General features: G+C 41.7%; 22 protein-coding genes. 17 read left to right on the top strand and 5 right to left on the bottom strand.

Features of this window, described 5'->3' with window-relative positions; genetic code table 11:
- Window positions 1–44: 44 nt before the first annotated feature.
- From LH29_RS16620 to LH29_RS16610, 3 genes are all read right to left on the bottom strand, one after another.
- Window positions 45–1,208 (bottom strand): hypothetical protein, encoded by a 1,164-nt coding sequence (locus tag LH29_RS16620; RefSeq protein ID WP_045031814.1) that lies wholly within the window; start codon window positions 1,206–1,208, stop codon window positions 45–47.
- Window positions 1,209–1,331: 123 nt separating this feature from the next.
- On the bottom strand, window positions 1,332–2,102 hold the full coding sequence (locus tag LH29_RS16615; protein WP_045031812.1) for a Bax inhibitor-1/YccA family protein: 771 nt from the start codon (window positions 2,100–2,102) through the stop codon (window positions 1,332–1,334).
- A gap of 183 nt (window positions 2,103–2,285) precedes the next feature.
- Window positions 2,286–2,990, bottom strand: coding sequence for a DNA alkylation repair protein (locus LH29_RS16610; protein WP_045031810.1), 705 nt, complete (start codon window positions 2,988–2,990; stop codon window positions 2,286–2,288).
- Between the two features lie 137 nt (window positions 2,991–3,127).
- Between LH29_RS16610 and LH29_RS16605 the strand changes: the two genes are divergently transcribed.
- The 17 genes from LH29_RS16605 (at window position 3,128) to LH29_RS24660 (ending at window position 23,071) form a co-directional block, all read left to right on the top strand.
- Entirely contained in the window at window positions 3,128–4,474 is a 1,347-nt protein-coding gene (locus LH29_RS16605; protein ID WP_045031808.1) for a lipopolysaccharide biosynthesis protein, read from the top strand.
- Window positions 4,475–4,476: 2 nt separating this feature from the next.
- A complete protein-coding gene (locus tag LH29_RS16600; protein ID WP_045031807.1) occupies window positions 4,477–6,027 on the top strand; it encodes an asparagine synthetase B family protein in 1,551 nt (516 codons plus the stop codon).
- 52 nt (window positions 6,028–6,079) lie between these two features.
- On the top strand, window positions 6,080–7,210 hold the full coding sequence (locus tag LH29_RS16595; protein ID WP_045031806.1) for an AI-2E family transporter: 1,131 nt from the start codon (window positions 6,080–6,082) through the stop codon (window positions 7,208–7,210).
- Window positions 7,211–7,399: 189 nt separating this feature from the next.
- Window positions 7,400–8,560, top strand: a complete 1,161-nt coding sequence (locus tag LH29_RS23985) for a cytochrome c3 family protein (RefSeq protein WP_082063789.1) — start codon at window positions 7,400–7,402, stop codon at window positions 8,558–8,560.
- Between the two features lie 32 nt (window positions 8,561–8,592).
- Window positions 8,593–11,532: a TAT-variant-translocated molybdopterin oxidoreductase gene (locus LH29_RS16585; protein ID WP_052671032.1), complete on the top strand. Its 2,940-nt coding sequence runs from the start codon at window positions 8,593–8,595 to the stop codon at window positions 11,530–11,532.
- 6 nt (window positions 11,533–11,538) lie between these two features.
- Window positions 11,539–12,924 carry an NrfD/PsrC family molybdoenzyme membrane anchor subunit gene (gene nrfD, locus LH29_RS16580; protein ID WP_045031802.1) on the top strand — a complete coding sequence of 462 codons (1,386 nt, stop codon included), beginning with the start codon at window positions 11,539–11,541 and terminating at the stop codon, window positions 12,922–12,924.
- On the top strand, window positions 12,917–13,414 hold the full coding sequence (locus LH29_RS16575) for a DUF3341 domain-containing protein (RefSeq protein ID WP_045031800.1): 498 nt from the start codon (window positions 12,917–12,919) through the stop codon (window positions 13,412–13,414). The genes nrfD and LH29_RS16575 overlap by 8 nt, the downstream gene beginning before the upstream one ends.
- A 2-nt stretch (window positions 13,415–13,416) precedes the next feature.
- Entirely contained in the window at window positions 13,417–14,133 is a 717-nt protein-coding gene (locus LH29_RS16570; RefSeq protein WP_052671031.1) for a c-type cytochrome, read from the top strand.
- 202 nt (window positions 14,134–14,335) lie between these two features.
- The gene (locus LH29_RS16565) at window positions 14,336–15,496 is read left to right on the top strand and encodes a hypothetical protein (protein ID WP_045031798.1); all 1,161 of its coding nucleotides are present in this window, start codon (window positions 14,336–14,338) and stop codon (window positions 15,494–15,496) included.
- 678 nt (window positions 15,497–16,174) lie between these two features.
- The gene (locus tag LH29_RS16560) at window positions 16,175–16,774 is read left to right on the top strand and encodes a hypothetical protein (RefSeq protein ID WP_045031797.1); all 600 of its coding nucleotides are present in this window, start codon (window positions 16,175–16,177) and stop codon (window positions 16,772–16,774) included.
- A gap of 21 nt (window positions 16,775–16,795) precedes the next feature.
- Window positions 16,796–18,244 carry a flotillin family protein gene (locus LH29_RS16555; RefSeq protein WP_045031795.1) on the top strand — a complete coding sequence of 483 codons (1,449 nt, stop codon included), beginning with the start codon at window positions 16,796–16,798 and terminating at the stop codon, window positions 18,242–18,244.
- Between the two features lie 130 nt (window positions 18,245–18,374).
- Window positions 18,375–19,298, top strand: a complete 924-nt coding sequence (locus LH29_RS16550; protein ID WP_045031793.1) for an ABC transporter ATP-binding protein — start codon at window positions 18,375–18,377, stop codon at window positions 19,296–19,298.
- A 10-nt stretch (window positions 19,299–19,308) separates the two neighbouring features.
- Window positions 19,309–20,652 carry an ABC transporter permease gene (locus tag LH29_RS16545; RefSeq protein WP_045031791.1) on the top strand — a complete coding sequence of 448 codons (1,344 nt, stop codon included), beginning with the start codon at window positions 19,309–19,311 and terminating at the stop codon, window positions 20,650–20,652.
- Between the two features lie 276 nt (window positions 20,653–20,928).
- A complete protein-coding gene (gene cysK / locus LH29_RS16540) occupies window positions 20,929–21,840 on the top strand; it encodes a cysteine synthase A (RefSeq protein WP_045031790.1) in 912 nt (303 codons plus the stop codon).
- 159 nt (window positions 21,841–21,999) lie between these two features.
- Window positions 22,000–22,470, top strand: coding sequence for a DUF302 domain-containing protein (locus tag LH29_RS16535; protein WP_045031788.1), 471 nt, complete (start codon window positions 22,000–22,002; stop codon window positions 22,468–22,470).
- Between the two features lie 27 nt (window positions 22,471–22,497).
- Complete coding sequence (locus LH29_RS16530) at window positions 22,498–22,806, top strand: heavy-metal-associated domain-containing protein (RefSeq protein WP_052671030.1); 309 nt, start codon at window positions 22,498–22,500, stop codon at window positions 22,804–22,806.
- Between the two features lie 112 nt (window positions 22,807–22,918).
- Window positions 22,919–23,071 (top strand): hypothetical protein, encoded by a 153-nt coding sequence (locus LH29_RS24660; protein WP_157493734.1) that lies wholly within the window; start codon window positions 22,919–22,921, stop codon window positions 23,069–23,071.
- Window positions 23,072–23,167: 96 nt separating this feature from the next.
- Here the strand turns inward: LH29_RS24660 and LH29_RS16525 are convergent, their stop codons facing one another.
- Together LH29_RS16525 and LH29_RS16520 are read right to left on the bottom strand one after the other, a co-directional pair.
- Window positions 23,168–24,106 carry a sugar phosphate isomerase/epimerase family protein gene (locus LH29_RS16525; protein WP_052671029.1) on the bottom strand — a complete coding sequence of 313 codons (939 nt, stop codon included), beginning with the start codon at window positions 24,104–24,106 and terminating at the stop codon, window positions 23,168–23,170.
- Window positions 24,107–24,510: 404 nt separating this feature from the next.
- Window positions 24,511–26,796 (bottom strand): patatin-like phospholipase family protein, encoded by a 2,286-nt coding sequence (locus LH29_RS16520; RefSeq protein WP_082063781.1) that lies wholly within the window; start codon window positions 26,794–26,796, stop codon window positions 24,511–24,513.
- Window positions 26,797–26,853 lie beyond the last annotated feature (57 nt).

Below are 26,853 nucleotides of genomic sequence, written 5' to 3'. Positions count from 1 at the left end.
AATTTGTCGCAATAATAGTTTAAAAAAAACAATAAGTATAAATTTTATTCAATAATCGGTGCCCTTACAAATTCTTTCTCCCGGTCGAACAAATAACGCATTGTACGGTGAGTTTGAGTGCGGTCGGCACCAAACGATTTAAACAGGGCATTCATCTTTGGATTAAAATCTCCGATCCAGCTCATTTCCATATCGTCGTACCATTTTTTTCGTAGCATTACTTTCTTTAAATGATGGAAAATTGCCGATTCAATTCCTTTTCCCTGATAGGCGGGAACCACGCCCAAAACAATAACCCGACAACGTGTAATGGTTTTTCGTTTCTTAAGATATAGAAGCTTCAAACCCTGCCATAAACTCAGCTTGCCGGTTTTTAATTTTTGCAGAATCTGGTTCAAATCAAGTATCTGCATAAAAAAGGCAATGGGCTTTCCGTTGTGGTAGGCATACCAAATAAATTCCTCATCGAGTATAATTTTTGCACCCGATAAAAGATCTTTCAGCAACTGAAATTTAATGGGTTTATAGTTGTCGTGATTCCCCCATGCTTTTTCATGAATCTCGATAAAATCGCGAATAAACTTGTCTTGGTTTTTATATGAAAAATGCTCAACCGAATAACCAGGCTTTCTCGCCACCCATTCTGCAATTTTCCAGAACCGATCGGGCAAATCGGGATTGGTAATGTCGAGCGAATAACTGTATTGTTCGTAATAGGTTTTAAAACCGTAGGCGGCAAATAAATCGTTGTAGTACGGTGGATTGTAGTTCATTCCAAACGTTTGTGGCCGAAATCCGTCTTTTAGCATTCCCCAGAAAAAGAAATTCTCATCGAAATTTACCGGGCCATCCATGGCTTCCATGCCATGTTCTTTCAACCAATCGCGCGCCGTATCAAGTAGTTTAAATGCTGCCTCTTCATCATTAATACACTCAAAAAAACCACAACATCCGGTGGGCTGATCGTAACCCGAAGAGTAATCATCGTCGTAAAATGCAGCAATCCGGCCAACTAATTTTCCATCGTTTTTTAATACCCACCGCCGGGCATCGCCTTTTTTATAACGGCCGTTTTTCGCCGGATCAAAAGTATTTTCGATCATCAGCCGAAGCTGGGGAATCCAACTACGATCCTTCTTATAAATTATTTCCGGGACTTTATGAAACTCGTCTACCAGGTGTTTGCCGGTAACCTGAATAACCTCCATAGCCTTTCTGGTTTATGCTTGAACAATATTCGAAAATAATACTTCGACAGTAAAAATGAAAAAGGACCTATCCTTTTAATCAGAATAAGTCCTCTTTTTACAATTTCATTGAGGTATTAATTATTAATCACGGCTCGCCAGTTTCGATAGCAGACGCAATATTTCAAGGTACAACCAGATTAGTGTTACCATCAGGCCAAAAGCTCCATACCACTCCATATATTTTGGTGCGCCTGACTCTGCTGCCCGCTCAATAAACGAAAAGTCGAGTACCAAATTTAATGCAGCAACAGCAACAACAACCAGGCTAATCCCGATGCTGAGGTTTGAATTGCCATGCAAAAACGACATTTCGGCACCAAACATTCCGGCAATAAAGCTGACAAAATATACCAGTGCAATACCGGCCGTAGCCGCAAAAACACCCATCATAAATTTTTGTGTTACCTTAATGATTCCCGAGCGGTATAAGAACAGCATCACCATAAAAACCGCCAGTGTTAACATCACAGCACGCATTACAATTCCGGAATACTGCATCTCAAATATGGCTGAAATCCCACCCAGAAACAGTCCTTCGAAAACCGCATATATTGGTGCTGATATTCCCGAACTCTTCGGGCGAAAAACAGTTACCAAAACAGTAATAAAACCGCCAATAGCGCCAACAGCCAGCCACGGCCCCACTGCCGCCAAACCGGCTTCGGGGTTAGTGGAAACAGCTTCAAAAAACTTATTCCAGGTAAATACCGCACCGGCAATTACCAACAACAACATTAATGCTGTTTTATTTACAGTTCCGTTTACAGTCATTACATCCGACTGTGCTGTATAACCTGTGTTAAAAGTTTTTTCTTTTAAAACAGGATTTGAAGATTTTGTAAGATTCATCATTTTATTCCAATTAAACGTTCAATGCCCGGTTTTTAGTTTTTACCGAGACGTGACAAAAATAACAAACAACCTGCCACGAAGTTTCGGCATGACAGCTTTGCAGTTAAAGAAAGTTAATTCCCCAAGTTGCGAGACGCGAGTTGCGAATTGTTAGCCTCCAGTATCTAAAATCCAGCATCCAGACTATTCCTGAAACTGTTCCTGAAAATACTCACTGGTTAACTCCTCAAACAAACTCTCGCCAAGCTTCACCGCATTTTCCGATCCGCTCAACTGAAATTCTTTGGCCAGCTCTACGCATTGTTCATTCAGCATTTTCGAGCGGCTTCCCATTCCAATTACCGAACGATAGATTGGCGTATATAATTTTTTGTCTTTTGCCAGTGTTGTCAGTTCCTCGAAAAATGGTTCAAACATTTCGTCGATGGCTTTTTTGTCAGCTATTGCCAATCGCCCAATCAGGTGAACTCCGGTAAAACGCACCAGGTGTTTTTTGCCACGGCACCACTCCAGCGCTTTCACAAAAGCAAACTTGCTTTTCACCCATAAATTAGTTGAGGCCTGTTCGGCAATCTCGATATTCTCGAAACTTTTTGTCCAAAAATCCATCTGTTCTTCGCTTACTTCCTCCGGATTATCAATCAGCGTGGCAAGTATCATCGTTTCGCGCCATTGTTTGTTCCAAAGCTTAAGCGCCAGCAAATGATCGGCTTCGTACGATTGGGCAATTTCACGCAAATCGAGCAACGACACTCCCCAATTCATTTTATACGAAATCCCGCGTTCATTCATCGCTGCCGCAACTTCACCGCTTTGCCGAAGTCGGATCACTTTAATCAGTTGCTGAAATTTCTTTTCCGTTTCGTGGTTATCGAGAATAAAATCCATTATTGCTATTTCCCATTTTACTATTCAACGAACAAAAATATAAAAAGCACCAGTATTTCTTTGTTTTCACGAAAAAGCTTAATCAAAGCAATTATTTTTATGATATTTACATCAAATGAGACACCTGTTTTTAGTGCATGAACTTCTCCAGTTATTTCAGAAATAGTATTCGCCGGTTTAACCAAAGTGAGTTTTATAAAAACATTGCTTCGCTGTTTACCGGAATGGTACTGGCCCGTGCAGTTCCCTTTGTTTTTGCGCTGGCGATTGCACGGCTGTATGCACCCGAACAGTTTGGCGATTTTGTACTTTACCTCACCATTGCTTCGGTACTTTCTATCATATCCGCCGGCAAATACGAAAAGGCAATTATACTGGTTGAAACCTCAGCTGAACGAAAGCTTATCGGGAATTTTGCACAGAAAATAAATGCTGCCGTAAATTTAATCGCATTGGTTATAGTTGGCTTAATCATCCTGGTTTTACAGCCCGAGACAAGCCAAAAACTGCATATCCTACTTGTTCCGTTTTACGCTTACTTTTTTAGCGCCATTCAACTAATCCGAAATATTTTCATCAGCAAAAAACAGTTTAACCGTCTATCGGTTTTAGAAATTACAAGGGCTGTTTTAACCGGTGTTTTGCAATGCGCATTTTTTCTGTTTCCGGCAACAGGATTGTTTTTAGGTGCCGTTGTCGCTCAACTTTTTACCTTTTTCGTTTTCTCATTTCGGGTTGAGGAAGCAAGTTTATTTCGCCTCGGGAAATTTACTGAAGAAGAAAAAGTATTGGCACAGCGTTACATTAAATTTCCAAAGTTCTCCATCCTTTCAGAAGTGATGAATTTTGTAAGCAGCCAGCTGCCGGTTTTTCTTTTCAAACCATTTTTTGGCGATAAAATGCTGGGATTGTATTCTTTTTCGCACCGATACATCAGTGTTCCGGTTCAGCTGTTAAGCATTTCTATTTCCAGTGTTTACATCCAAAACGCCAAAACGCTGGAGCAAACACCGGCCAAATTAAAAGAACTTACCTACTCACTCTTCCGCAAACAAGTGTTGCTTGGCATTTTTCCATTTGCAGTACTTGGTTTTTGGGGGCAACAAATCTTCTCCATTTTATTTGGAGACGAATGGGCATTCTCCGGGTACCTCGCTCAGTTTATTGCACCCTGGCTTTATTTTGTAATGCTGGGTTCGCCGCTTTCCGCCATCCTAATCGTTAAGGAAAAACAAAACGTATCGATGTGGTACAACGTATTTTTGCTGATTGCCCGGATTGCCAGTTTACTAATCGGCGGATTAATCCTGAAAGATGTTGTTTCCACCGTGATTTTATATAGTTTGTCGGGCGTGATATTTTTTGCATTTCTAACGATTTACTCCTTGCTTTTGGCAGGTGTAAATTTGATACAAGCGGGAATCTACTTTCTTAAAATGGTACTTTTGATTATTCCAATTGCACTGCTTAAAATCTGGTTGTAAAAATGTTGTATCTCAAAAAATATAGTTGGTCGATAGAAAAGGATGTCAGTGTTTCCGGCTTTGCCTGGCTGGGCGAAGATTATTTCTGTGGACAGGATTTTGCCGAGCAAACACAAAAACATGCTTCTGATTTCGGGCAATTTAAAGAATTTGTTTCGCGATTGAACGGACAATTCTCCATCGTAATAAATAACGATGTGGAAACATGGGCAACGTGTTGTCACACCTGGAGTTTCCCGCTTTTCTATAAAATTGACAAGGATAATTTTTACATCAGCGACCAACCTGAGCAACTGCTGCAAACAAATGCAGACAAAGAAATTGATGCTTTTGCCTCCTCCTATTTTTTACAATTTGGCGTAACACCTTTTCAGCAAACGTTAAATGCAACAATCGCACAAATTCAACCGGGCGAGATTGTCTGCTTCAAAAATAAATCAGGAAATGTAACTTCTGATTTTGTATTTCAACTTCAGCATAAACCAAATGCAGAACAAACTCCCCAGGATGTTGCAACGCATTTCCGCAAGGTTTTTGAAAAGTACTTCAAACAGATAAAAAATAAACAGATATTATTGCCACTCACCCGGGGCTACGATTCGCGTTTACTGGCTTGCCTGTTAGCAGAATTCGGTCATAAAAATGTTCTGTGTGCCACTTGGGGAAGAAAAAATAACAGCGAAAAACAAACCGCCCAAAAAGTGGCCGAAAAACTGGGATTTCAATACCAATTTATTGAGTATAATGAGGAACTGATCGATAATTTTAAAAGCGACCCGACATTTACCGACTACGCCAATTACTCCGGTCACTGGTCGTCGATGCCGTATTTGCAGGATTATTTTGCGGTAAAATATTTGCGTGAAAAGAAACTCATCAACGAAAAAACAGTTGCACTTCCCGGTCATCCCGGCGATTTTTTAAGAGGTGCACATCTTAATAATTTAATTCTTGATCTTACGGCATCAGAGTTGGGAGCAACGCTTATAAAAACACTGGGAACTTCACTGCCGGCAAATCCGGATTTTAGAGCTGCATTGCAAAAATACCTCGAAGAGAACCTTTTAATACAGAAAAGTCTGTCACCGGATGAAGCATACGAAATCTGGGATTTACGCGAAAGGCAATGTAAATTTATCAGCAACTCGAACCACGTTTATGTCTATTTCGGAGTTAATGTTTTAATGCCACTTTTCGATAAACAAAACCTTCAGTTTTTTGCCGGAATTGATGCCCGAAACAAAAACAGGGAGCAGCTATACAACAAAACGCTAGAAGATTATTTTTTCAAAAAACACGGGGTTGATTTTGATTTGAAACAAATCTCAGATCAGAAAGACTCAAAATTTCAAAACCTAAAAACCCGGCTTATAAAAGCAGCTCCTCATCACTTAAAAACCTTGTACTACCCCATGAACGACGGAATATTTTACCACGAAATAACTGGCCAACTTCGGCGAGATATAAAAATGAAACATCCGCTAAAACCCCATTCGTTTAATGCCTACATCGTTCAGTGGTATTTGCATTTTTTGACTTCTCAATCTAAGTAGTAACTATTCCGTTCATCCCAAATTTGGTTATATTTGTTAAAAACGAACAAAAATGATTCAACTTAAAGGCTGGACACGCAATACACTATTTATTGTCGGACTTCTTTTTATCATTTTTCTGTTGTGGTATTTTAGTGCCATCGTCACCTACATTCTTATTTCGGTGGTGCTGTCGTTTGTTGGCCGCCCTCTAACCCGCTGGCTAACAAAAATTAAATACCAACGTTTTAAAATTCCTAAAGGACTGGCGGCTTTTGCAACCCTGGTAAGTTTATGGATTGTTTTTATTTCCTTTTTCAGATTCATTATCCCGCTCTTGCTAAGCGAGGTTGAAACCCTGTCGCAAATTGACTTTACGCTCGTTCTCGACTCCATTGAAGAACCCTTACTGAACCTGATGCACTTCTTCAGTAAGGACACCGTGAGTATCGAATCGAAGAATTTTATGGATATTGTTACAGAAAGCCTGGGGGCTGAAATCGATTTTTCACAAGTGTCGAATTGGTTCGGGCTGGTTGCCGGAACCATTGGAGAATTGCTGATCGGTTTCTTTTCTGTTTCGTTTATCACCTTTTTCTTTTTAAAAGAAGAAACCATGTTTAGCACCTTCATTATACTCTTGGTTCCTACTCATTTAGAAGAAAAAGTTGCCCACATACTCAATTCTATTTCCTACCTGTTACGACGCTACTTTATTGGTTTACTTTTAGAAGTTTTTATGGTAATGCTGCTCGATACCATTGGCCTTACCATCGTTGGAATCGAATTCAACCATGCGGTTGTAATTGGGTTGTTTTGCGGGATGTTTAACGTTATTCCGTATCTGGGCCCTTGGATGGGGGCTGCACTTGGTTTGCTTATCGGCGCTGCTTTACATATTAATCTCGATTTTATGAATGAAGTTTTGCCAACTTTAGGCTGGATGACAGTGGTTTTCCTTTCTGTTCAGGTAATTGACAATGTTCTTTTTCAGCCACTTATTTATTCCAGCAGCGTAAAAGCACACCCACTCGAAATTTTCCTGGTAATTATAGCTGCCGGAAGTATGGCCGGAATTATCGGAATGATCCTGGCTATTCCGGTATACACCATTCTCAGGGTGATAGCTGCCGAGTTTTTCGAGAACATGAAACTGGTGAAAAAGCTTACCGAACATCTCGAAAAAGAGAAAACTGAAGGCTGAAAATCCCGCCTCTAATCGATATTAGGAATCGAAATTTCATTTCTCATAAATGTAACCAATCATATTTTTAAAACATTCTCAGCTATTTAACGTAAAAAATTTAATTCTTTCAGAACCTTAAGGTCTTTTTATTGTTAATAGGATAAGTCTGGATAAAAAGGCCTTTAATTTAATACTAAACTTAACAGAATGAGAGAACACTTCTTTTGGGGAGGTTTCATGAAAAAAACGCAAATTTTCATATCCCTGTTCGCATTTGTTACCTGTATTTTGCTTTCAACTAATCTGTATGCCGATTCATCCGAATCTGTTGTAACCGAAGGACATTCGCACGAAGATGTAAAACGTGGTGAACGTTTCTTCAAAGGATTATTACCCTTCGATCGGGAGTATTCGTCATGTGTTTCCTGTCACAATTTAAACCGGGTTGACACACTCAACTGGAATCCTTCGGCAATGGATATTGCAATTAAATATGTTGACAAGGATTTTGAATCGTTTCAAGCCTCGGTAATGAATCCGGTAGGTGTAAAAATGGAAGCTTCGCATGTTAATTTCGATATTTCGGAAGAAGATCTGAAAACAGTAAAAATTTATTTAGACAATTTCGCGCACACCGGAGTTCCTCCGGCAAAACCGACACATTACAACCTCATTCTATTCCTGTTTTTAGGTTTATTAATTACCTGGGCGGTTGTTGAATTGATTTTTATCCGAAAAATTAAACTAAAATTCATTCCATTAATAATATTGCTTGGCGCTTTTGGCTGGCAGGTAAAAATGATTGTTACCGATGCCATTAAATTAGGCCGCCAGGAAAATTATGCGCCCGATCAACCCATAAAATTCTCGCATAAAGTACACGCCGGTGAAAACGGTATTGATTGTATATATTGCCACACAACGGCAGAACAAAGTAAATCGGCAGGAATACCGGCAACCAACCTTTGTATGAATTGCCATATTCTGATTCGTGAAGGAACAAACAGCGGCAAGTTTGAAATTGCCAAAGTGGTGGATGCCGCAGAAAACGGGCACTCAATTGAGTGGAAACGAATTCATAACCTGCCCGACCATGTTTATTTCAGCCATGCCGTGCACGTTGGATCAGGCAAACTCGACTGTATGCAATGTCACGGTCCGGTTGAGGAAATGGATATAATGGAACAACACAGCGACCTGTCGATGGGCTGGTGCGTTAACTGCCACCGCGATACCGAAGTTGACTTTGGCAATAATGGCTATTACGAACATTACGTGAAGTTGCACGAAGAAATGAAATCGGGAGCGATCGACTCGGTAAAAGCAGCTGACATTGGCGCCAATGATTGTATGCGCTGCCACTATTAATCATTCAAGTTTAAAGCAGAATCAAACAAACTATGACAAAATATTGGAGAAGTTTAGACGAGTTGAATAATCCGGTTGAGTTTAAACAAAACGAAATTAAACTGGAACTGGATGCTAAGCGCGCCGTAATGAAAAAGGCCTCCGGCTCATCAAGACGCGATTTTCTTAAGACTTTTGGATTTAGCGTTGCAGCGGCGGCAGTTGTTGCCAGTTGTAAAAGGCCGGTAGATAAGGCGATTCCTTACCTGGTAAAACCGGAAGAAGTTACACCCGGGATGGCCAACTATTACGCCTCGAGCTATTTTGAAGCCAACGAATATTGCAGTGTTTTAGTGAAAGTGCGTGACGGCCGCCCCATAAAAATTGAAGGCAACGATCTTTCATCAGTTTCACAGAAAGGTACATCTGCAAGGGTTCAGGCATCGGTTCTTGATCTTTATGATGACGCCCGTTTTAAAACTCCGTTGAAAAGAGGTGAGGCAACCAACTGGGAAGAAATAGACAGCTACATCACAAAAAAGTTAGAGCAATTAAATAACGACCAGAAAAAAGTTGTTCTGCTCACCTCAAGCATAATTTCGCCAACTACAAAAAAAGTAATTGCGAGCTTTCAGGAAAAATACCCAAATGTTGAGTGGGTAAAATACGATGCTGTTTCGGCAAGTGGAATTTTGGAAGCCAACCAACAGAGTTTTGGAACAGCATTGATTCCCGACTACCGTTTCGAGCGGGCAAAAGTAATTGCCAGTTTTGGCGCCGATTTTTTGGGGACCTGGCTCTCGTCAACTGAATATACCAAAGGTTATGCAGCCGGAAGACGCGTGCTGGATAAAGGCGATGAAATGAGTCGTCATTATCAGTTTGAGTCGGGAATGACTTTAACAGGATCAAATGCCGATGTTCGCGTACCGATAAAACCTTCGGAAGAAAAGACGATTTTAACAGCGCTGTATTACCAGTTGATGCAGGCAAAAGGATTTATGACCATTGCCGCTCCCGACAGTCCGGTTGATGTAAAAGGATTGGCTGAAGACCTTCTGGCAAACGAAGGAAAATCACTGGTGGTATCAGGAAGCAACGATGTAAATACCCAACTGATCGTAAATGCTATTAATAATCTTTTGGGAAATTACGGATCAACGATTTTATTCGACAGACCATTAAATACACATCAGGCGATTGATGCCGATTTTGAAAAAGTAATCAGCGGATTAAAAAATAAAGAAATTGCCGGAGTGCTTTGCTGGGGTGTAAACCCGGTGTACAATCATCCAAATGGTGAGGAAATAAAGGCACTGATCTCTGGCGCTGAACTCTCAGTTTCGTTCTCCGACCGGAAAGACGAAACAACAGCAGCCTGCCATTGGGTGTGCCCTGCCCCACACTACCTTGAAGCGTGGAACGATGCAAAACCTAAAAAGGGAGTATTCAGTTTGTCGCAGCCAACTATTTCAAAACTGTTCGACAGTCGACAGGTTCAGGAAACGCTGCTAAAATGGGCCGGCGAAGAACAGCCCAATTATTATGAGATTTTAAAAGCAAACTGGGAAGAGAATTTTTCCGGCTTACAATCAAAATATTCCGATTCCCGCTTATTCTGGAACGATACCTTGCAAAAGGGTGTATTCGAAGCTGAACCAACAGCTGAGGTACCGGTTTACAGCGAAAACGGATTAGAAAATGCGCTGCAACTTGGCAATTCAGAATCACAGGGATGGGAAATTGTTCTCTACCAGAGTGTGGCTTTGAAAGACGGAAGTTCTGCCAACAACCCGTGGTTACAGGAATTACCCGATCCCATTGCGAAGATCAGCTGGGACAACTTTGCTGCAGTTCCTGTAAAATGGGCCGAAGAAAATGGGGTGCAGAATGAATCGGTGATTACCATTAATGGTATTGAAATGCCGGTTTTTGTGCAGCCCGGCCAAGCTCCTGACACCATTTCGGTAGCATTGGGTTACGGCCGCGAAACAGCCGGAAAAGTTGGCGACGGTATTGGTAAAAATATGTACGCGCTGGCATCCATTAAAAACAATGCCAAACAACTTTGGTTAAGTGGTGCCGATGTAAAGACTACTGACAAAACTTACGAGCTGGCACTGTCGCAAACGCATCATTCAATGGAAGGCCGGCCAATTGTTCGTGAAACCAATTTCGATAAATGGCAACTTGATCCGGCTTCGGGGAATGAAATCCGCAAGGAGCATTTGGAACACCACGTTTCCTTATATCCTGAGCAGGAATTTAAAGGTCACCATTGGGCAATGGCCGTCGACCTGGGAAGTTGTGTGGGATGTGGAAACTGCTCCATCTCGTGCCAGGCCGAAAACAATGTGCAGGTAATCGGTAAAGAGCAAGTTCGCAATCGCCGGATTATGCACTGGATTCGTGTTGACCGCTATTTCTCGAACGATGCAGAAAACCCGGATGTGTATCATCAGCCGGTAATGTGTCAGCACTGTGACAATGCTCCGTGTGAGAATGTTTGTCCGGTTTCGGCAACACCACACAGCGAGGAAGGTTTGAACCAAATGGCCTACAACCGCTGCGTGGGAACAAAATATTGTGTGAACAACTGCCCGTACAAAGTGCGCCGTTTTAACTGGTTCCAATATGTGCAAAATCCGGAATTCGATTACGCATCAAACAGCGATTTGGGACGTATGGTACTTAACCCTGACGTTACGGTTCGCTCGCGTGGGGTGGTAGAAAAATGCTCGTTCTGTGTACAACGTATTCAGGAGAAAAAAGCTGAAGCTAAAGTTGCCGGAAGAATGCTGGAAGACGGAGAAGTGCAACCTGCATGTGTTCAGTCGTGCCCGGCCAACGCGCTGGTTTTTGGCGACCTGAACGATGAGAACAGCAAAATAAACAAGCTGTTTAAAAACGAGCGCAATTACCATTTACTGGAAGAATTGCACACCCTGCCATCGGTAGGATATTTAACTAAAGTAAGAAACAAAAAAGCATAAACGCCTATGTTTAATTCAGCCGTAAGGGGAAAGCTAATTGATGGCGATAAGTCGTTCAGTCAGATATCGAAAGAGATATTAGCACCCATCCACGCCAAAACACCGCTGTGGTGGTACGCAGCCATGCTGGTAAGTTTAGGCATGTTCGGATTTGGTTTGTATTGCAAATACATTACTATTTCAACCGGAATTGGTACCTGGGGAGTAAACAACTCGGTAGCCTGGGGTTGGGCCATCATCAACTTTGTTTGGTGGATTGGTATCGGACATGCCGGAACCGCATTTTCCATTTTCCTGCTCATTTTACGGCAGAAATGGAGAACCGCCATTAACCGCGCCGCCGAGGCAATGACCGTGGTTGCCGTGTTCTGTGCCAGCCTTTTCCCGCTGTTGCACATGGGACGTCCGTGGTTGTTTTTCTTTATTTTCCCGTATCCGAATACGCGTGGCCCACTTTGGGTGAACTTTAACTCACCGCTTTTCTGGGACTTCGTAGCGATTTCTGCCTACCTGCTTATATCAGCAAGTTTCTGGTATTTCGGTATGGTGCCTGATTTTGCAACCATTCGCGACACAGCAAAATCGAAGATTAAAAAGGCTGTTTACGGATTTTTTGCCTTTGGCTGGACAGGATCAAGCCGTGAGTGGCTGCGTTTTGAAGGCCTGAGTTTTGTGCTGGGTGGAATTGCCGCAGTATTAGTAGTTTCGGTACACTCGATTGTATCGACCGACTTTGCGGTTTCGGTACAAGCCGGTTGGCACACCACCATTTTCCCGCCTTACTTTGTTATCGGAGCAATTTTCTCGGGATTTGCCATGGTACTTACTTTGGTAATTACGATGCGCGGTTTATACAATATGAATGATTTTATTACCGACCGGCACGTTGATGCGGTTTGCCGGATCCTGATATTTATTTCGCTGATAATGGGAACTGCCTATATGACCGAAATCTTTATCGCCTGGTATTCGGCTTCGGAGTACGAAACCTATATGTTCTTTAAAAACCGTTTGTTTGGAGATTATGCTTTCCAGTTCTGGGCCATGTTTACGGCCAACGCGGTTATTCCGCAGTTGTTCTGGTTTAAGGGCGTACGCAAACGCATGTGGATCGTATTCATCATTTCCATCATTATCAATATCGGTATGTGGTTCGAGCGTTTTAACATTGTGGTTACTACGCTAAGCCGCGATTACCTGCCTGCAGCCTGGGCCAATTACTCGCCCACCTATGTTGAGGTAGGATTCTTTATCGGTACACTCGGAATGTTTTTGGCCGGAGTTCTGTTGTTCTTCCGCTACATTCCAATGATTGCCATTTCTGAATTAAAAAGTGTGGCAAAATTCGACAAACCAAATAACGGACAACTAAAAGCAAAAAGTCATGAGTAAAAAATATATCCTTGGCGTTTTTGACGACGAAGCAACTTTAGTTGATGCCTTTGAAAAACTAAAAGACAAAGGAGTAATGCCGGTTGAGGTTTACACGCCCTACCCGGTACACGAAATACTGGAAGGAATGCCCATAAAAACACGCATTACACATGCAGCATTCTTTTACGGATTGTTTGCAGCGCTGGGTATCCTCGGATTCCTGACTTATGCAGCAGTAATCGACTGGCCCTTACGTTACGGAGGAAAACCGTTTAATGCTTTCCCGTCGTTTATTGTGGTAACTATTGTGGCAACTATCCTCTCAATAACCTTGCTTACGCTCTTTACCTTTTCGGCGCGGGCGAAAGTTTTTCCCGGAAAAAAAGCTGAGATCTTTCACGAACGGGCCACCGACGATAAATTCGTTATGGTTTTCGACAAAGACGGTATTGCAAACGACAGCGAGTCGTTAAAAGCAATTCTAACTGAACATGGTAAAATTGAATAATTATGAACTCGATAAAATCCATTAGAAAATATTTTGCACCGTCCTTTAGGGCGGTGAACAAGCATGGACAGCAGCTTATTGAAACTTTGAAAATTATTATTTTACAAGTTAACAATTTTCAAAGTTTCAATACCAAGAAGCCAAGCACTGTCCACACCGCCCTAAAGGACGGTGCAAAATTTGCCTTTTTACTTTTAACTTTTGCCTTGATCTCGTCCTGCGACTACAACCGCCGAACAACAGGCTGGCAGTATTTCGATGATATGGTTACCTCGCCGGCTTACGAGAGCTACACGCCTAACCCGAATTTTGCCGACGGAAAAACCATGCAACCGCCTGTTCCGGGAACAATCCCTCGTGGAACGGTTCCTTATGCTTATCAAAAAACCGATGAAGACCGGGCACTGGCAGCAGCCACACTGGTAAACAATTTGGAGCCCAGCAAAGAGAACCTGCAACGCGGCGAAAAACTGTATGGTATTTACTGTATGCAATGCCATGGCGAAAAAGGCGACGGACAAGGATCGTTGTATGTAAGCAAAAAATACACCTACCCGCCGGCCAGTTTGTTGAGCGAAAAAATGATGGCCAATCCTGAAGCCGATATTTACCATGTAATTACAGTAGGCTTTGGAATTATGGGCGAGCACGGTTCGATGATAAAACCAGACGACCGCTGGAAAATTTCGATGTACGTAAAAGAGGTATTACAGAATTGAAAAGTTTAAAATGAGAAATACTATACCATACCCTATTGGCTGTAGCCATTTCCCCTCACGAGGGGAAACATCTTTGAAGCAGGACAGAGCGTAACATGTTTCGCACCGGCTCAATTTAAAACATGCTCCCCTTTTGAGGGGAGCTCCCGACAGGGAGAGGGGTAAACTAGTAACAGATTGAAAAGAACAAAAAGAAACAGATATGGAAGACCGATTAATACTTTCCAATAAGTTTAAAATGCTCACCTACGCACTAATGGGTGTTGGTGTAGTTTCGTTTGCACTGGGTTTTGTTTTTGATGCCGAGCGCACCTGGGCAAACTACCTTTTAAACAACTACTACTTTGTGTCGCTGGCCATTGGTGCTGCCTTTTTTGCCGCCATCCAGTACATTACACAATCGGGCTGGTCGGCCATGTTTAAACGTGTGCCCGAAGCAATGGTAGCTTATCTTCCCTTTGCAGCGGTGTTCTTCCTGATCCTATATTTTGGAATGCATTCGGTTTTTGAGTGGACCCACCATGAGGTTGTTTCGCATGATCATATTTTGCAGCACAAATCTCCTTATCTGAACGTGCCGTTCTTTTTTGCACGCGTTGTTGTATTTTTTGCTGCGTGGATTATCCTGTCGAAAGTATTACGCAAATTATCGCTAAAAGAAGATGAAGTTGGCGGCATGTATTATTTCCAAAAATCGGAGCTCTATTCCAAGATTTTCATTTTTGTGCTCGCGTTTTCATTCAGCCTGTTTTCGGTTGATATGCTAATGTCTCTCGAACCGCACTGGTTCAGCACCATGTTTGCCGGAAAAAGTTTTATGGCCGGAGTTCTGCACGCCTCATCAATAATTGCACTGATTGTAATTATACTATCAAAACAAGGTAAATTCCCGCTACTCAACCACAGTCACCTGCACGATTTTACCCGCTATATTTTTATGTCGAGTATTGTTTGGGGTTACTTCAACTTTGCCGAATTCATGCTCATCTGGTACGGAAATATCCCGGAAGAAACATCGTGGTTTGTTCACCGCTGGCATGGTGCGTACAAAATTCTTTTCTTTGCCAATATCGTTATCAACTGGGCCATTCCATTCCTGGTACTAATGCCACGCAAAAGCTCAAGAAGTAAATTGTTTATGATCCCGGTTATCCTGCTTCTGATTATCGGACAATACACCGAACTTTACTATATCATTTGGCCGGCAACGGTTCACGAAGCGAAGTTTGGCTTGCTCGAGATCGGTACTTTCCTGGGTTATGCCGGATTATTTTCGTGGGTAGTTGGCACAACACTCACCAAAGCCAGTCTGGTTCCGAAAAATCACCCTTATATGGAAGAAAGTATTCAGCACCATTTCTAAAATGCCTGTATCGCGCGTAGTTTAAGGCCTCCCTCGAATTACCGCTGCCCAATCCAAGGACTTTTCCTTTGATTTAAGGAAGATTTCTGCCCTATAACTGAAGCCGGAATATAATACTGTTTCCAATTCTGACCTTACAACATCAACTTTAAGAGATAAAGAAATCGAATTTGACCTTACATATTGGTTTCCTTTTGTATTCTGTGTGTGCGAATAAGTTATGCATTGTTTTCCAAATGCCCTTGTGCACGACAAAAGCTTTTGGAATTCATTTCCTGGTTTATTTCGATACCTAAAATATATTTTGAATAATGTAAATAACCCTTTCTTACTATTGAAATAGACTTTGCTAACACAAAACAGGGTCTGTAAAACAGTAAATAAAGGAAAAGCTGTATATTATTAGAGCACTTTAACTTAGCGATCGGTTGTAAATGCGGCATAAAAGGTCAGATTGCAACATTAATACACCGCTAAAGAGAAACAACAGGGCAGTAAGATTGGAAAAACATGCAGAAACAAGATCGGCCGGCGATAATCAGCAGAATAAGCGTTCCTGGAAACGATCACATTTAGAAATCGTCGTTTTGCCTATAAAAATCCCCCAGTCCCAAAATATTAACTTGGAATAATTGAGTTTATGTTTACTTTTAGAACAGAAAACCAATAATTATTCCCATGTTACTAAATTCAATTCTCCCTAATTGGTCGGAAATCAGCGTATTCGAACAAGCTTTCTGGATCATTGCCATTCCGGCTACCGTTTTTTTTCTGCTGCTACTAGTTTTAACCGTCTTCGGCGGAGATGCCGATGCAGACGTTGATGTTGATACGGATGTTGACGGTGACATAGCTGGCGATTCAATTCCATTCCAATTTATTTCATTAAAAAACATTGTTGCTTTTTTTACCGTATTCGGCTGGTCGGGCATTGGCTTTATCAGTATGGGCTTACCCCCCGGACAAGTTATCCTTTTCTCAACCTTATGTGGCCTTACAATGATGTTCCTAATGGCCTCACTGTTCTATTTTATGTCGAAACTGGCTGAAAACGGAACACTACGTATGGGGAATGCCATCGGCAAATTAGGTGAAGTCTACCTGGTAATTCCGGCCAAACGAGGAGGAATGGGAAAAGTGCAACTGAATGTTCAGGGATCGATGCGTACACTCGATGCCATTACCGATGATGAAGAAACTATCCCTACTTCTTCAATAGTTCAGGTACTAAATGTAATTGATGATCATATTCTCCTTGTTCAAAAACAAGGCAATTAATAACCCTTTTAATTAAATTTTATGAACGATTATTTTGTTATTCTTCTAAGCATTGCTGCTCTTTTTGTATTCATCATCATCGTAGCAATGATGCGGCGTTACAAACGCTGTCCTTCCGACCGTATTTTGGTTGTTTATGGTAAAGTTGGCAAAGGAGCAAACAGCGAAAGCCGCTCTGCCAAGTGTATTCACGGTGGTGCAGCCTTTATCTGGCCAATTATTCACTCTTATGCGTTTCTGGATTTAACACCAATTTCTATTGAAATCAATCTTAAAAATGCGCTAAGTAAACAAAACATCCGTGTTGACGTGCCCTCTCGTTTTACAGTAGGTATTTCTACCGAACCAAACATTATGAACAATGCCGCTGAACGACTGCTCGGACTTACGCAGGAGTCGATCAGTAACCTTGCAAAAGACATTATTTTTGGTCAGTTGCGTTTGGTTGTTGCCACAATGGATATTGAGGAAATTAACAGCAACCGCGACAAATTTCTTGCGGCTGTGTCATCGAATGTTGAGGCAGAACTCAAGAAAATTGGTTTGAAACTGATCAACGTGAATGTTACCGACATCAACGATGAATCGGGATATATTGAAGCTCTTGGTAAAGAAGCGGCAGCAAAAGCGATCAACGACGCTAAAAAGAGCGTAGCCGAGAAAAACCGCGATGGAGAGATCGGTCAGGCAGAAGCTCTGCAAGACCAGCGTGTACAAGTTGCAAGTGCTGATGCAACGGCTGTTGAAGGAGAAAACATTGCAAAAGTTACTATTGCAAATTCAGATGCCGACAGACGAGAAAAAGAGGCTGAGGCAAACCGACGCGCCGTAGCTGCCGAAAAAGTAACTGACGCAAAGGCATTGGAAGAAGCCTATGCAGCCGAAAAACTGGCAGAACAAGTTCGTGCCGAAAGGGACAAAGCTACCCAAATTGCCAACATTGTAATTCCTGCCGAGATTGATAAGGAAAAAGTTCAGATAGAAGCAGAAGCAGTGGCTGAACAAACGCGCAGAATTGCAAAAGGTGAAGCCGATGCCATTTATATGAAGATGGCTGCGGAAGGTAAAGGTATCTTTGAAATCCTGAGTAAACAAGCTGAAGGTTTCGAACAACTGGTGAAAGCCGCCGGCAACGATGCACAAAAAGCAGTACTTATGATGATTGCTGACAAATTACCGGAATTAGTTGCAACACAGGTTGAAGCCATTAAGAACATTAAAATTGACAAAGTTACTGTTTGGGAAACCGGAAACGGCAAAGACGGAAAAACATCAACGGCTAACTTTATGCAAGGAATGCTTGGCTCTATCCCTCCTCTCGACGATATTTTTAAATCGGCAGGAATGGAACTTCCCAACTATTTAAAAGGCGAAAGTAAAACTGAGGAATCGGTTGCCGAGGAATCCGAAGTTTCAGCAAACAACGACGCTGATTTTGACGAACCGGAAGTAATCGACCCTGAAAAATAGACATTCATGTAAAGAATAGTTTGATTCACCGGTTTTCTTTGGGAAACCGGTTTTTTTATGCCTTTATTTATTATTTAAAACCAAACCCGTAATTTGCAAGGGTTAAATCTTACTATTCAATAAAAACAATATGGAATTATTCGAAGCGCGCAATGTAAACAAAGTTTTTGCCAGCACTCAGGCATTAACCGATGTTAGCATTTCGGTGAAAGAACAAAGTATTTTTGGTTTGCTTGGCCCCAATGGAGCGGGCAAAACCACTCTCATCCGAATTATTAACCAGATTACGGCCCCCGACAGCGGTGAGATATTTCTGAACGGGAGAAAGATGAACCGGACAGATATCTCCCACATTGGCTACCTGCCTGAGGAACGCGGACTGTACAAAAAAATGAAGATTGGCGAGCAGGCAATTTACCTGGCTCAGCTAAAAGGCATGTCGTATCGCGATGCGTCGAACAACCTGAAAAAGTGGTTCGAGAAGTTCGACATTATGCCATGGTGGAACAAAAAAGTGGAAGAGCTTTCGAAAGGGATGCAGCAAAAAGTACAGTTTATAACCACTGTTGTTCATCAACCTAAACTGTTGATTTTTGATGAGCCTTTTAGCGGTTTCGACCCCATTAATGCCAATCTGCTGAAAAAGGAAATTCTTAACCTGAAAGCGGAAGGTGCAACCATTATTTTCTCGACTCACAATATGGGATCGGTTGAAGAACTGTGCGACCACATTGCGCTGATCAATAAATCGAAAAAGATTGAAGACGGGCCAACCGACGAAATCCGAATGAAATACAAAACCAACATTTTCGACATAAAATACAGGGGCGAGTTCCGAGAAATCGATTTGGCTTTGGGAACGGATTACAAAATCATCAGTCACGATGAGTCGGATAAGGCAAACACCTTGAAAGTGCAATACATGAACGGAAAATCGAATAACGAATTGTTGTCGTCCATTATGCCGGCAGCCGAAATCCTGGCATTTGAAGAGCTTATTCCGAGTATGAACGATGTATTTATTAAAGCCGTTGAAGAGTCGAACAAAAACTAAACAAACCGTCATGAACAACACATTGCTAATATTAAAACAAGAGTACCTGAAACGGGTAAAAAAGAAATCGTTCATCATATTAACCATCCTGATGCCGTTTTTAATTGCCGGCGTTTACGGACTTGTCATCTATTTCTCGATAAAAGACGATACTGAAGAACGCACCATCGCGGTGTACGATGCCACCAATTTATTTCTTGGCGAATTCAGCGAGGAAGGCACAACAAGCTACCATTTTATCCCGAAAAATGAATATGAAACATTAAAAACCAATCTGAAAGGCAGTGGTTACTACGGCCTTCTGTTTATTCCATCAGATATTTATTCGAATAACCAGGCGCAACTTTTCTCTGAGAAACAGTTGCCGTTTGAATTGACCGAACAAATTGAGCGTAAACTCAGCCGTTTTATCGAAAATGACAAGCGCCAAAAAGTAATCGAAGAATCGGGAATCCCCGATCTGGAAGAGCGCCTGAGCAAAACACGAACCAGTGTAAACCTGAGTACACTTAAGGTATCGCAATCTGGCGAAACCAAAAAAAGTTCGTCGGTGGTGGCTTTTATTGCCAGTTATGCCATGGGGCTTCTCATTTATTTCTTTGTGTTTATGTACGGCGCCATGGTTATGCGCAGTGTAATGGAAGAAAAGAAAAGCCGTATTATCGAGGTGATCATCTCATCGGTAAAACCCAGTCAGCTGATGGCCGGTAAAATTATCGGAACCGCATTGGTTGGTCTCACGCAGGTTGCTATCTGGCTTGTTTTGGGAGGCATTGGTTTGGTAGTGGTGCAGAGTTTCTTTTTCACGCCCGAGTCGGCACAGCAAATGGGACAAAGTATTATGGAATCGCAGGGGCAAATGAATCCGGCAGCCATGCAGGCCGCACAACCGAACCAGGTTAAGGAGGTTATGGAAATGATTGGCAACCTGAATCTGCCACTTATTTTGTTCGCTTTTGTGTTCTATTTCCTTGCAGGTTATTTATTATACAGTGCTTTATTGGGTGCTGTTGGTGCTGCTGTCGACAACGACGAAGATTCGCAACAAATGGTATTTCCGGTAACTTTTCCGCTGATTCTTTCGATTATGCTGCTGTTTCCCATTGCAAAAAACCCGGAAGGCCCGCTGGCGTTTTGGTGTTCCATAATTCCGTTCACTTCACCTGTGGCTATGATGGCGCGTGTTCCTTACGAAATACCTGTCTGGGAACTATTACTTTCGATGGGCCTATTGGTGCTGACAACCATTGTATGCATTATGGCAGCTGCCAAAATTTACCGAATTGGGTTACTGATGTATGGAAAAAAGGTAAATATTAAAGAGCTGATTAAGTGGCTTCGGTATAAAGGCTAGCTACAGAGATAGTAGGTTTTCTTAACAAAGAAGTGAAAAACATGATTTTTTTCATATTTATTATTTAGAATAAATAAAAATTACATATATTGCACCCATTATGAAGAACACCGGTAACAATATGATGATGTGTTGTTGTTTCCTGAAAAACGGGAAAGGTGTTGTAGTGTTTTAACTTGAGCTAAATTGCAAGATTATACGAGGCCTTTCCGTGAACGGAAAGGCTTTTTTTTTTGTTAAAAGAATATTTACCGAAATAACTCAATAATTAAAAAAATGAAAGCTAAGAACATTTTAGAGACCATTGGCAACACGCCACATGTGAAAATTAACCGCCTCTATCCTGAGGACTACGAAGTTTGGGTGAAAGTTGAAAAAACAAACCCGGGAGGAAGTATAAAAGACCGTATTGCACTAGCGATGGTAGAGGATGCGGAAAAGAAAGGAATATTAAAAGAAGGTTCGGTGATTATTGAACCTACATCAGGAAATACCGGAATCGGATTGGCATTGGTGGCAGCCGTAAAAGGTTACCGACTAATTCTCACCATGCCTGAATCAATGTCGTTGGAGAGAAGAAGAGCTTTGAAAGTATTTGGTGCCGAATTGGAACTAACACCAAAAGAAAAAGGAATGAAAGGTGCCATTGCCAGAGCTGAAGAACTGGCCAGTGAACTTGAAAATGCCTGGATTCCTCAACAGTTTAACAATCCGGCAAACGTAGCAGTCCACCACAACTTTACGGCACAGGAAATTTTAAACGATTTCCCTGAAGGTTTTGATTACCTGATTACTGGTGTTGGAACCGGAGGTCACATTACCGGTGTTGCTGAAGTTTTAAAAGAGAAATTTCCGAACCTGAAAGTTTTTGCCGTTGAACCGGATTCAAGCCCGGTAATTGGCGGTAAAGATCCCGGTCCTCACGGAATTCAGGGAATTGGTGCAGGTTTTATTCCGAACAACCTGAATACCGAACTTCTTGATGGAACAGTAGAAATCAGTAAAGACGAAGCTTTCGAGTATGCACAAAAAGCAGCACGAGAAGAAGGTTTGTTTGTTGGTATTTCGTCGGGAGCGTCGTTGGCCGCCGTTGCCAAAAAGATGAAAGAACTTCCGAAAGGATCGCGAATTCTTACTTTCTCGTACGACCACGGCGAGCGCTACTTATCAATTGAAGGTTTGTATTAACCTGAATTAGAATTAAAACTAACGTCAATATACAGGAAGGGAATTATTCGAATGAGTGGTTCCCTTTTTCTTTTCCTTCATTCTAAGCACCATCAAGCAAATCTATCAAACAAAAGTTTACTGTGTGTTGTTTCTTTGTGTAAATTAGAAAAACTAATAATGAAAGGATTAACTATGTTTTTAACCGGACTTATTGCAGGCATACTTTTAACTGTAATTGTATTGATTGTTGTAATGCCAAAACAAATGTTTGTGGTGAACGAGAGTAAGCTGGGTTTTGACGAAACCGTTGCTGCCATTGAACAATCGGCAAAAGACAATAACTGGAGCATGCCGCATTTATACGATTTGCAGGCAACCATGAAAAAACACGGTTTCGAGGTTAAACCGGTGAAAGTATTTTCGTTATGTAAGCCCGATCATGCTTATCAGATATTAAGCAGCGACCAGGAACGTGTAGTTTCGGCACTTATGCCTTGCCGTGTCGCGGTTTACGAACGGAATGGGAAAACGTATGTTTCGATGCTAAACTCAGGCCTTTTCTCGAAATTTATGGGAAATAAAGTAAAAACCGTAATGGGAGCAGCCAGCGAAGAGAATAAACAAATACTTGCCCCCGTTATCAAGTAAGTAAAAACTAAAAAAATAAAAACAACCATGAAAAAACTAATGTATTTATTCATCCTGATTGGATTTGTTGCGTGCAACTCCGGAGCACAAAAAAACACTGAAGCAGCACAACCGGAGCAAATTATTGAAGCCACCATTGATATTGGCGGATTACATTGTGATGCCTGTGTGGCTTCGGTAGAAAAAGGCGTAAATTCCCTGAGCGGGATTGAATCGGTAAAAGTGACACTTGCGGATTCAACTGCCATTGTAACATACAACGCATCGACAGTGTCGATCGACGAAATTGAAAAAAGCATTGAAAAGCGCGGATACACTATAAAGGCCGTAAATTAAGTCACCGAAGTGGTTAAACAACTACTGTTCACAATGTTCTGGTGATAACTACGTAGGGTTTTCGGCATAATATTTGTAAAATTCCGTACATTGCAGAAAAGCCATATAAACAATGAAAGACAATTTTAAAAACGGAAAACCGGAATTAAAGGAAACAGGGCCCGTATGGAGCGTTAAAGTTGACATTCCATCTGCCGTTTCTGAAGATTCCATCCGACTTTACAAAAAAGCCAGGGAATTGAAACTGAAAGTAATTTTGAATTAAATAAAAAGCTTTGACCGCGATTGGATCAAAGCTTTTTTTTTGACAAAAAAAACAGGCCGCTTAAATAAACGACCTGTCACATGCTTTCAGTATCGTTTAGATTAAAATCTTTGCATTAATATTATCAATACTTGCTTTCACACCTTCAAAAGGTTTACCATTACCCTGGTTGTCGTCTTCCACAAAGAAGTATTTCATACCTGCAGTTTCGCGTGCATCTAAAATACTCTTATAATCAGCAACGCCGGCACCAACAGAAACAATATCGTCTTTGTCAACAGTGTAAAATGGTTCAACAACCTCTTCACCCATACCTTTAAAGTGAAGCAGTTGGAAACGTCCCGGATATTTGTTAAACATTTCAACAGGATCCTGGCCAGCTTTCAACGCCCAGTAACAATCCAGCTCCATAGTAATCAGGTCAGCATCCATTTCTTTCAGGAACACATCGTAGTAAGGTACCATTCCATCGGTTGGTTTAAACTCGAAGTTATGGTTGTGGTAACCAAACTGAATACCTACGTTTTTCATGATCTCGCCAACTTTATTCCACTCGGCAATCATCTTTTTGTAGCTTTCGATATTACGGTCTTTTTCTTCAATCCACGGCTGAACGCAATATTCAACACCAATTTCGGCATGTGCATCGGCCATTATCTGGGCACTTGCAGTAGTAATTCCTTCGGCTTCAACACTGGTATGGCTACTTACTACTTTCATTCCGTTGTCTTCCACCATTTTTTGGAATTCTTTTGGTGCTACACCATAAAATTTGCCATCGGCATACGAAGCCATTTCAACAAACTTATAGCCCATATCGCCAATTTTCTTCAATGTACCTGCCGCATCTGCAGCCATTGCGTCGCGGATACTATACAATTGCAAGCCAACTCCCATTCCGGTTGCTGCCTTAACGGCTTCTGCTGCCTGCTCAACAGGTTTTTTACCACCCGAGCCGCATGCATAGGTTCCCAGTGCCAAAACACCAACCGTACCTGCCGTAGAAATCCTCAGAAACTCTCTTCTATTCTTCATGATTTTTTGTTTTTAGTTAGTTATACTGATATTAATATTTATTCAAATCGAACGCTCAACATAGTGAGTTAATTTTTGAAAGGGACTAAAATTATAAAGATTTTGCAGAAAATAACAAAATCGGTTAAATATGTCGCTTTAACACAAAAGCAATTTAATACAGATCAGCGTACCTGTTTTGCGTTTATACTTTGGAAAAACAAGTTGAGCAAATAAAGAAAATTCTTGAAGTTGACTATCCCCGTAACAGAGCCAAGGGGCATTACGCCAACATCATTTCAGCTAAATGGCTAAAACCCGAATTTTCTTTATTTCACCCCTCTGTCAGCCATAAAGGCAGACATCTCCCCCATTGAGGGGAGAAAAAGCGGAACCCCAAGGCAAAGCCATGGGGAAATATTAAATTAAAACGGAAATCCGAGGCTAAAATGAAAACGCGATTCGTTATCCTGGTTATTACCCGATATTAATAACTGCATGGGGCCCATAAGTGAATCGTATTTAAATCCGAAACTATACCCCCAGATATTATCGCCAAATGGCTGCGTGGTAAGGTGATCGAACAAATCTTCGTAAGTACTGCCAGTGGCAGCTACATTAACTTTTGTTGTTACATAAAGTCCCGAAGCAATTTCCCAGCTTAACGATGACTTCGCAACCGCATAGTTGTAGGTGTAAATTTCGGCAAAATTAAAACCTGCCAAATCTTTAAACTGTAATTTGTCGGCGCCAAATTGCGATCCGCCCAACATATAGATTCCGTTTACTCCCGAATCTTCGGTACTAAAACCAGCACCCACCTCGAAATTATAAGTTAGCTTACCGGCAAATGTTTTGTACCAGTTATGATCGATGCTTAAAGTCGCATATGGTTCATTAATCTCGCCAATCAGATAATCTCTTGGTTCTGCAGTATTTAAGTCCATTTCGCTGTTGGCCGACAGAATGTGTTGAAAGCCAATATTCAGTTTTATACCTCTTTTCGGGAAGTAAAGATCGTCGGTGGTATTTACCTTGTAGTACAACTGATACCCCCAGTCGTGTGATTTCAGGTAATCAAAATCGGTTTCCGGATAAATCGATTGCAAATCGGCACGCGGCGTTAAACGGTTGTATTTATAAAATGCGTTGCCCCCCAGCTGGTGATTCAAACCAAACAAATATTCCAATCCGTACCCTCCGCCAAAATAACCTCGTTTGTAATTGCCCAAACGTTTGCCGTCATCGTAAAACGGAAGTTTGTAACTGTAGGTATTCATAAAGAAATAGTCGGACAGTCGCTGTTTCTTTCCAACGAACTTATTTAACTTGATTTCCAAACCCGGATTTTCGGCAATATTTAACGAGAGTAGCATGCGTGTTGCCGGAGCAATCATATTTCGCAAGGTAAAATTAGTAGTAATCCCAACCCCCAGATCATCGTCGTATCGGGGTGCCAGTTTAAGCATCGCTCTTGGTCTTTCTTTCACATGAAAAACAAGAATATAACCTTCCGTATCCGAATCTCTTTTTAACGAATAAGTCAGTTTCCCGAAATGCATGGAGCCATACATAAAATCGATGGCTTCCTTAATATCGTCAGCGCTAATTCTGTCACCAATTTCGATTCCCGATTTCGACAAAACAAAATTCCTGCTTAAATAATTCAGCCCCGTTACTTCCATTCCGGTAATTCTTATTTTTTCAGGTTGAGGGATTCGATTTACAGGCGTATATTCCAAATCGTATTTCCGTGCCAGTGCTTTTATTTCGCTCCATTTTTTCCTGGCTGCATTTTCGCCAATCTGCTGAATTTCCTGTCCTTTCACAAAATCGGCAGCCGAATAATCCCGAAGATCCGGGATGATCAGCACATCGCATTTTTCGAACTGCTCTTTGGCATCAACAATACCTCCGAGTGCTATTGATCGTTGCAGGATATCGGTCATCGACTGAATATCATCAGCCGTTACATCTTCCTGAAATCCCACGTAAACACCAATAATTATATCAGCCCCCATATTTATGGCTTCCTGCACCGGGAAATTGCGGGTAACGCCTCCATCAACCAAAAGCATAGAGTCCATTTGCACGGGCGAAAAAACGGTTGGGATAGACATGCTGGCACGAATCGATTTCACCAAATCGCCGGAGCTGTGTTCAATGGTTTCTCCCGATATCATATCAACCGACATACAATGAAACGGAACAGGCAGCTGATTAAAATCTTCTTCTTCGGTAAGCGGCCAAAGTAGTTCGGAAAAATACGCTTCAAGATGTTGCCCGTCAATTACACCGGCCGGCAGGTTGATCCGTTTTTCGCGTATCGGAATTTCGAAAAGGTATTTTTTGGTTTCGTCCTTTTCGTCCATGGCTACACTTAACAGCCTTTCTTTATCTGTCAGCAACAAATCCCAGTTGGCGTTTTTATTGATATCAGAAAGTTCATCGGCCGTATAACCAACGGCGTATAAACTGCCCATTATGCTTCCCATGCTGGTTCCGGTTATAATATCCGGACGTATTCCGGCTTCTTCAAGCACTTTTAGCACACCAATATGTGCCAAACCTTTTGCCCCTCCTCCGCTTAAAACCAATGCGATTTGGGGCTTTTCAGCCTTATTTTCTTCTTGTGAATAAACAGGAAATACAGCCAATAGAAAAAATACAACGGCTACTAATTGATAAGTTGTGAGGATCGAATTTTTCATGCCCGAATGGCTTAGTTAATTTCCCTGGTTCCTGTACCAAAATAATTCAGGCCCCGA

Origin of the sequence: Draconibacterium sediminis, assembly GCF_000949475.1 — a bacterium.
In the GTDB taxonomy this organism is placed as follows: Bacteria; Bacteroidota; Bacteroidia; order Bacteroidales; family Prolixibacteraceae; genus Draconibacterium; species Draconibacterium sediminis.
Note: the sequence above shows the minus strand (reverse complement) of the source record. Positions and strands in the feature narration are given on the sequence as shown.

What these genes read in the sequence shown, in the direction of transcription:
- LH29_RS16620 (WP_045031814.1), bottom strand. Translation starts at nt 1,208, where the DNA reads ATGGAGGTTATTCAGGTTACCGGCAAACACCTGGTAGACGAGTTTCAT.
- LH29_RS16615 (WP_045031812.1), bottom strand. Translation starts at nt 2,102, where the DNA reads ATGATGAATCTTACAAAATCTTCAAATCCTGTTTTAAAAGAAAAAACT.
- LH29_RS16610 (WP_045031810.1), bottom strand. Translation starts at nt 2,990, where the DNA reads ATGGATTTTATTCTCGATAACCACGAAACGGAAAAGAAATTTCAGCAA.
- LH29_RS16605 (WP_045031808.1), top strand. Translation starts at nt 3,128, where the DNA reads ATGAACTTCTCCAGTTATTTCAGAAATAGTATTCGCCGGTTTAACCAA.
- LH29_RS16600 (WP_045031807.1), top strand. Translation starts at nt 4,477, where the DNA reads ATGTTGTATCTCAAAAAATATAGTTGGTCGATAGAAAAGGATGTCAGT.
- LH29_RS16595 (WP_045031806.1), top strand. Translation starts at nt 6,080, where the DNA reads ATGATTCAACTTAAAGGCTGGACACGCAATACACTATTTATTGTCGGA.
- LH29_RS23985 (WP_082063789.1), top strand. Translation starts at nt 7,400, where the DNA reads ATGAGAGAACACTTCTTTTGGGGAGGTTTCATGAAAAAAACGCAAATT.
- LH29_RS16585 (WP_052671032.1), top strand. Translation starts at nt 8,593, where the DNA reads ATGACAAAATATTGGAGAAGTTTAGACGAGTTGAATAATCCGGTTGAG.
- nrfD (WP_045031802.1), top strand. Translation starts at nt 11,539, where the DNA reads ATGTTTAATTCAGCCGTAAGGGGAAAGCTAATTGATGGCGATAAGTCG.
- LH29_RS16575 (WP_045031800.1), top strand. Translation starts at nt 12,917, where the DNA reads ATGAGTAAAAAATATATCCTTGGCGTTTTTGACGACGAAGCAACTTTA.
- LH29_RS16570 (WP_052671031.1), top strand. Translation starts at nt 13,417, where the DNA reads ATGAACTCGATAAAATCCATTAGAAAATATTTTGCACCGTCCTTTAGG.
- LH29_RS16565 (WP_045031798.1), top strand. Translation starts at nt 14,336, where the DNA reads ATGGAAGACCGATTAATACTTTCCAATAAGTTTAAAATGCTCACCTAC.
- LH29_RS16560 (WP_045031797.1), top strand. Translation starts at nt 16,175, where the DNA reads ATGTTACTAAATTCAATTCTCCCTAATTGGTCGGAAATCAGCGTATTC.
- LH29_RS16555 (WP_045031795.1), top strand. Translation starts at nt 16,796, where the DNA reads ATGAACGATTATTTTGTTATTCTTCTAAGCATTGCTGCTCTTTTTGTA.
- LH29_RS16550 (WP_045031793.1), top strand. Translation starts at nt 18,375, where the DNA reads ATGGAATTATTCGAAGCGCGCAATGTAAACAAAGTTTTTGCCAGCACT.
- LH29_RS16545 (WP_045031791.1), top strand. Translation starts at nt 19,309, where the DNA reads ATGAACAACACATTGCTAATATTAAAACAAGAGTACCTGAAACGGGTA.
- cysK (WP_045031790.1), top strand. Translation starts at nt 20,929, where the DNA reads ATGAAAGCTAAGAACATTTTAGAGACCATTGGCAACACGCCACATGTG.
- LH29_RS16535 (WP_045031788.1), top strand. Translation starts at nt 22,000, where the DNA reads ATGAAAGGATTAACTATGTTTTTAACCGGACTTATTGCAGGCATACTT.
- LH29_RS16530 (WP_052671030.1), top strand. Translation starts at nt 22,498, where the DNA reads ATGAAAAAACTAATGTATTTATTCATCCTGATTGGATTTGTTGCGTGC.
- LH29_RS24660 (WP_157493734.1), top strand. Translation starts at nt 22,919, where the DNA reads ATGAAAGACAATTTTAAAAACGGAAAACCGGAATTAAAGGAAACAGGG.
- LH29_RS16525 (WP_052671029.1), bottom strand. Translation starts at nt 24,106, where the DNA reads ATGAAGAATAGAAGAGAGTTTCTGAGGATTTCTACGGCAGGTACGGTT.
- LH29_RS16520 (WP_082063781.1), bottom strand. Translation starts at nt 26,796, where the DNA reads ATGAAAAATTCGATCCTCACAACTTATCAATTAGTAGCCGTTGTATTT.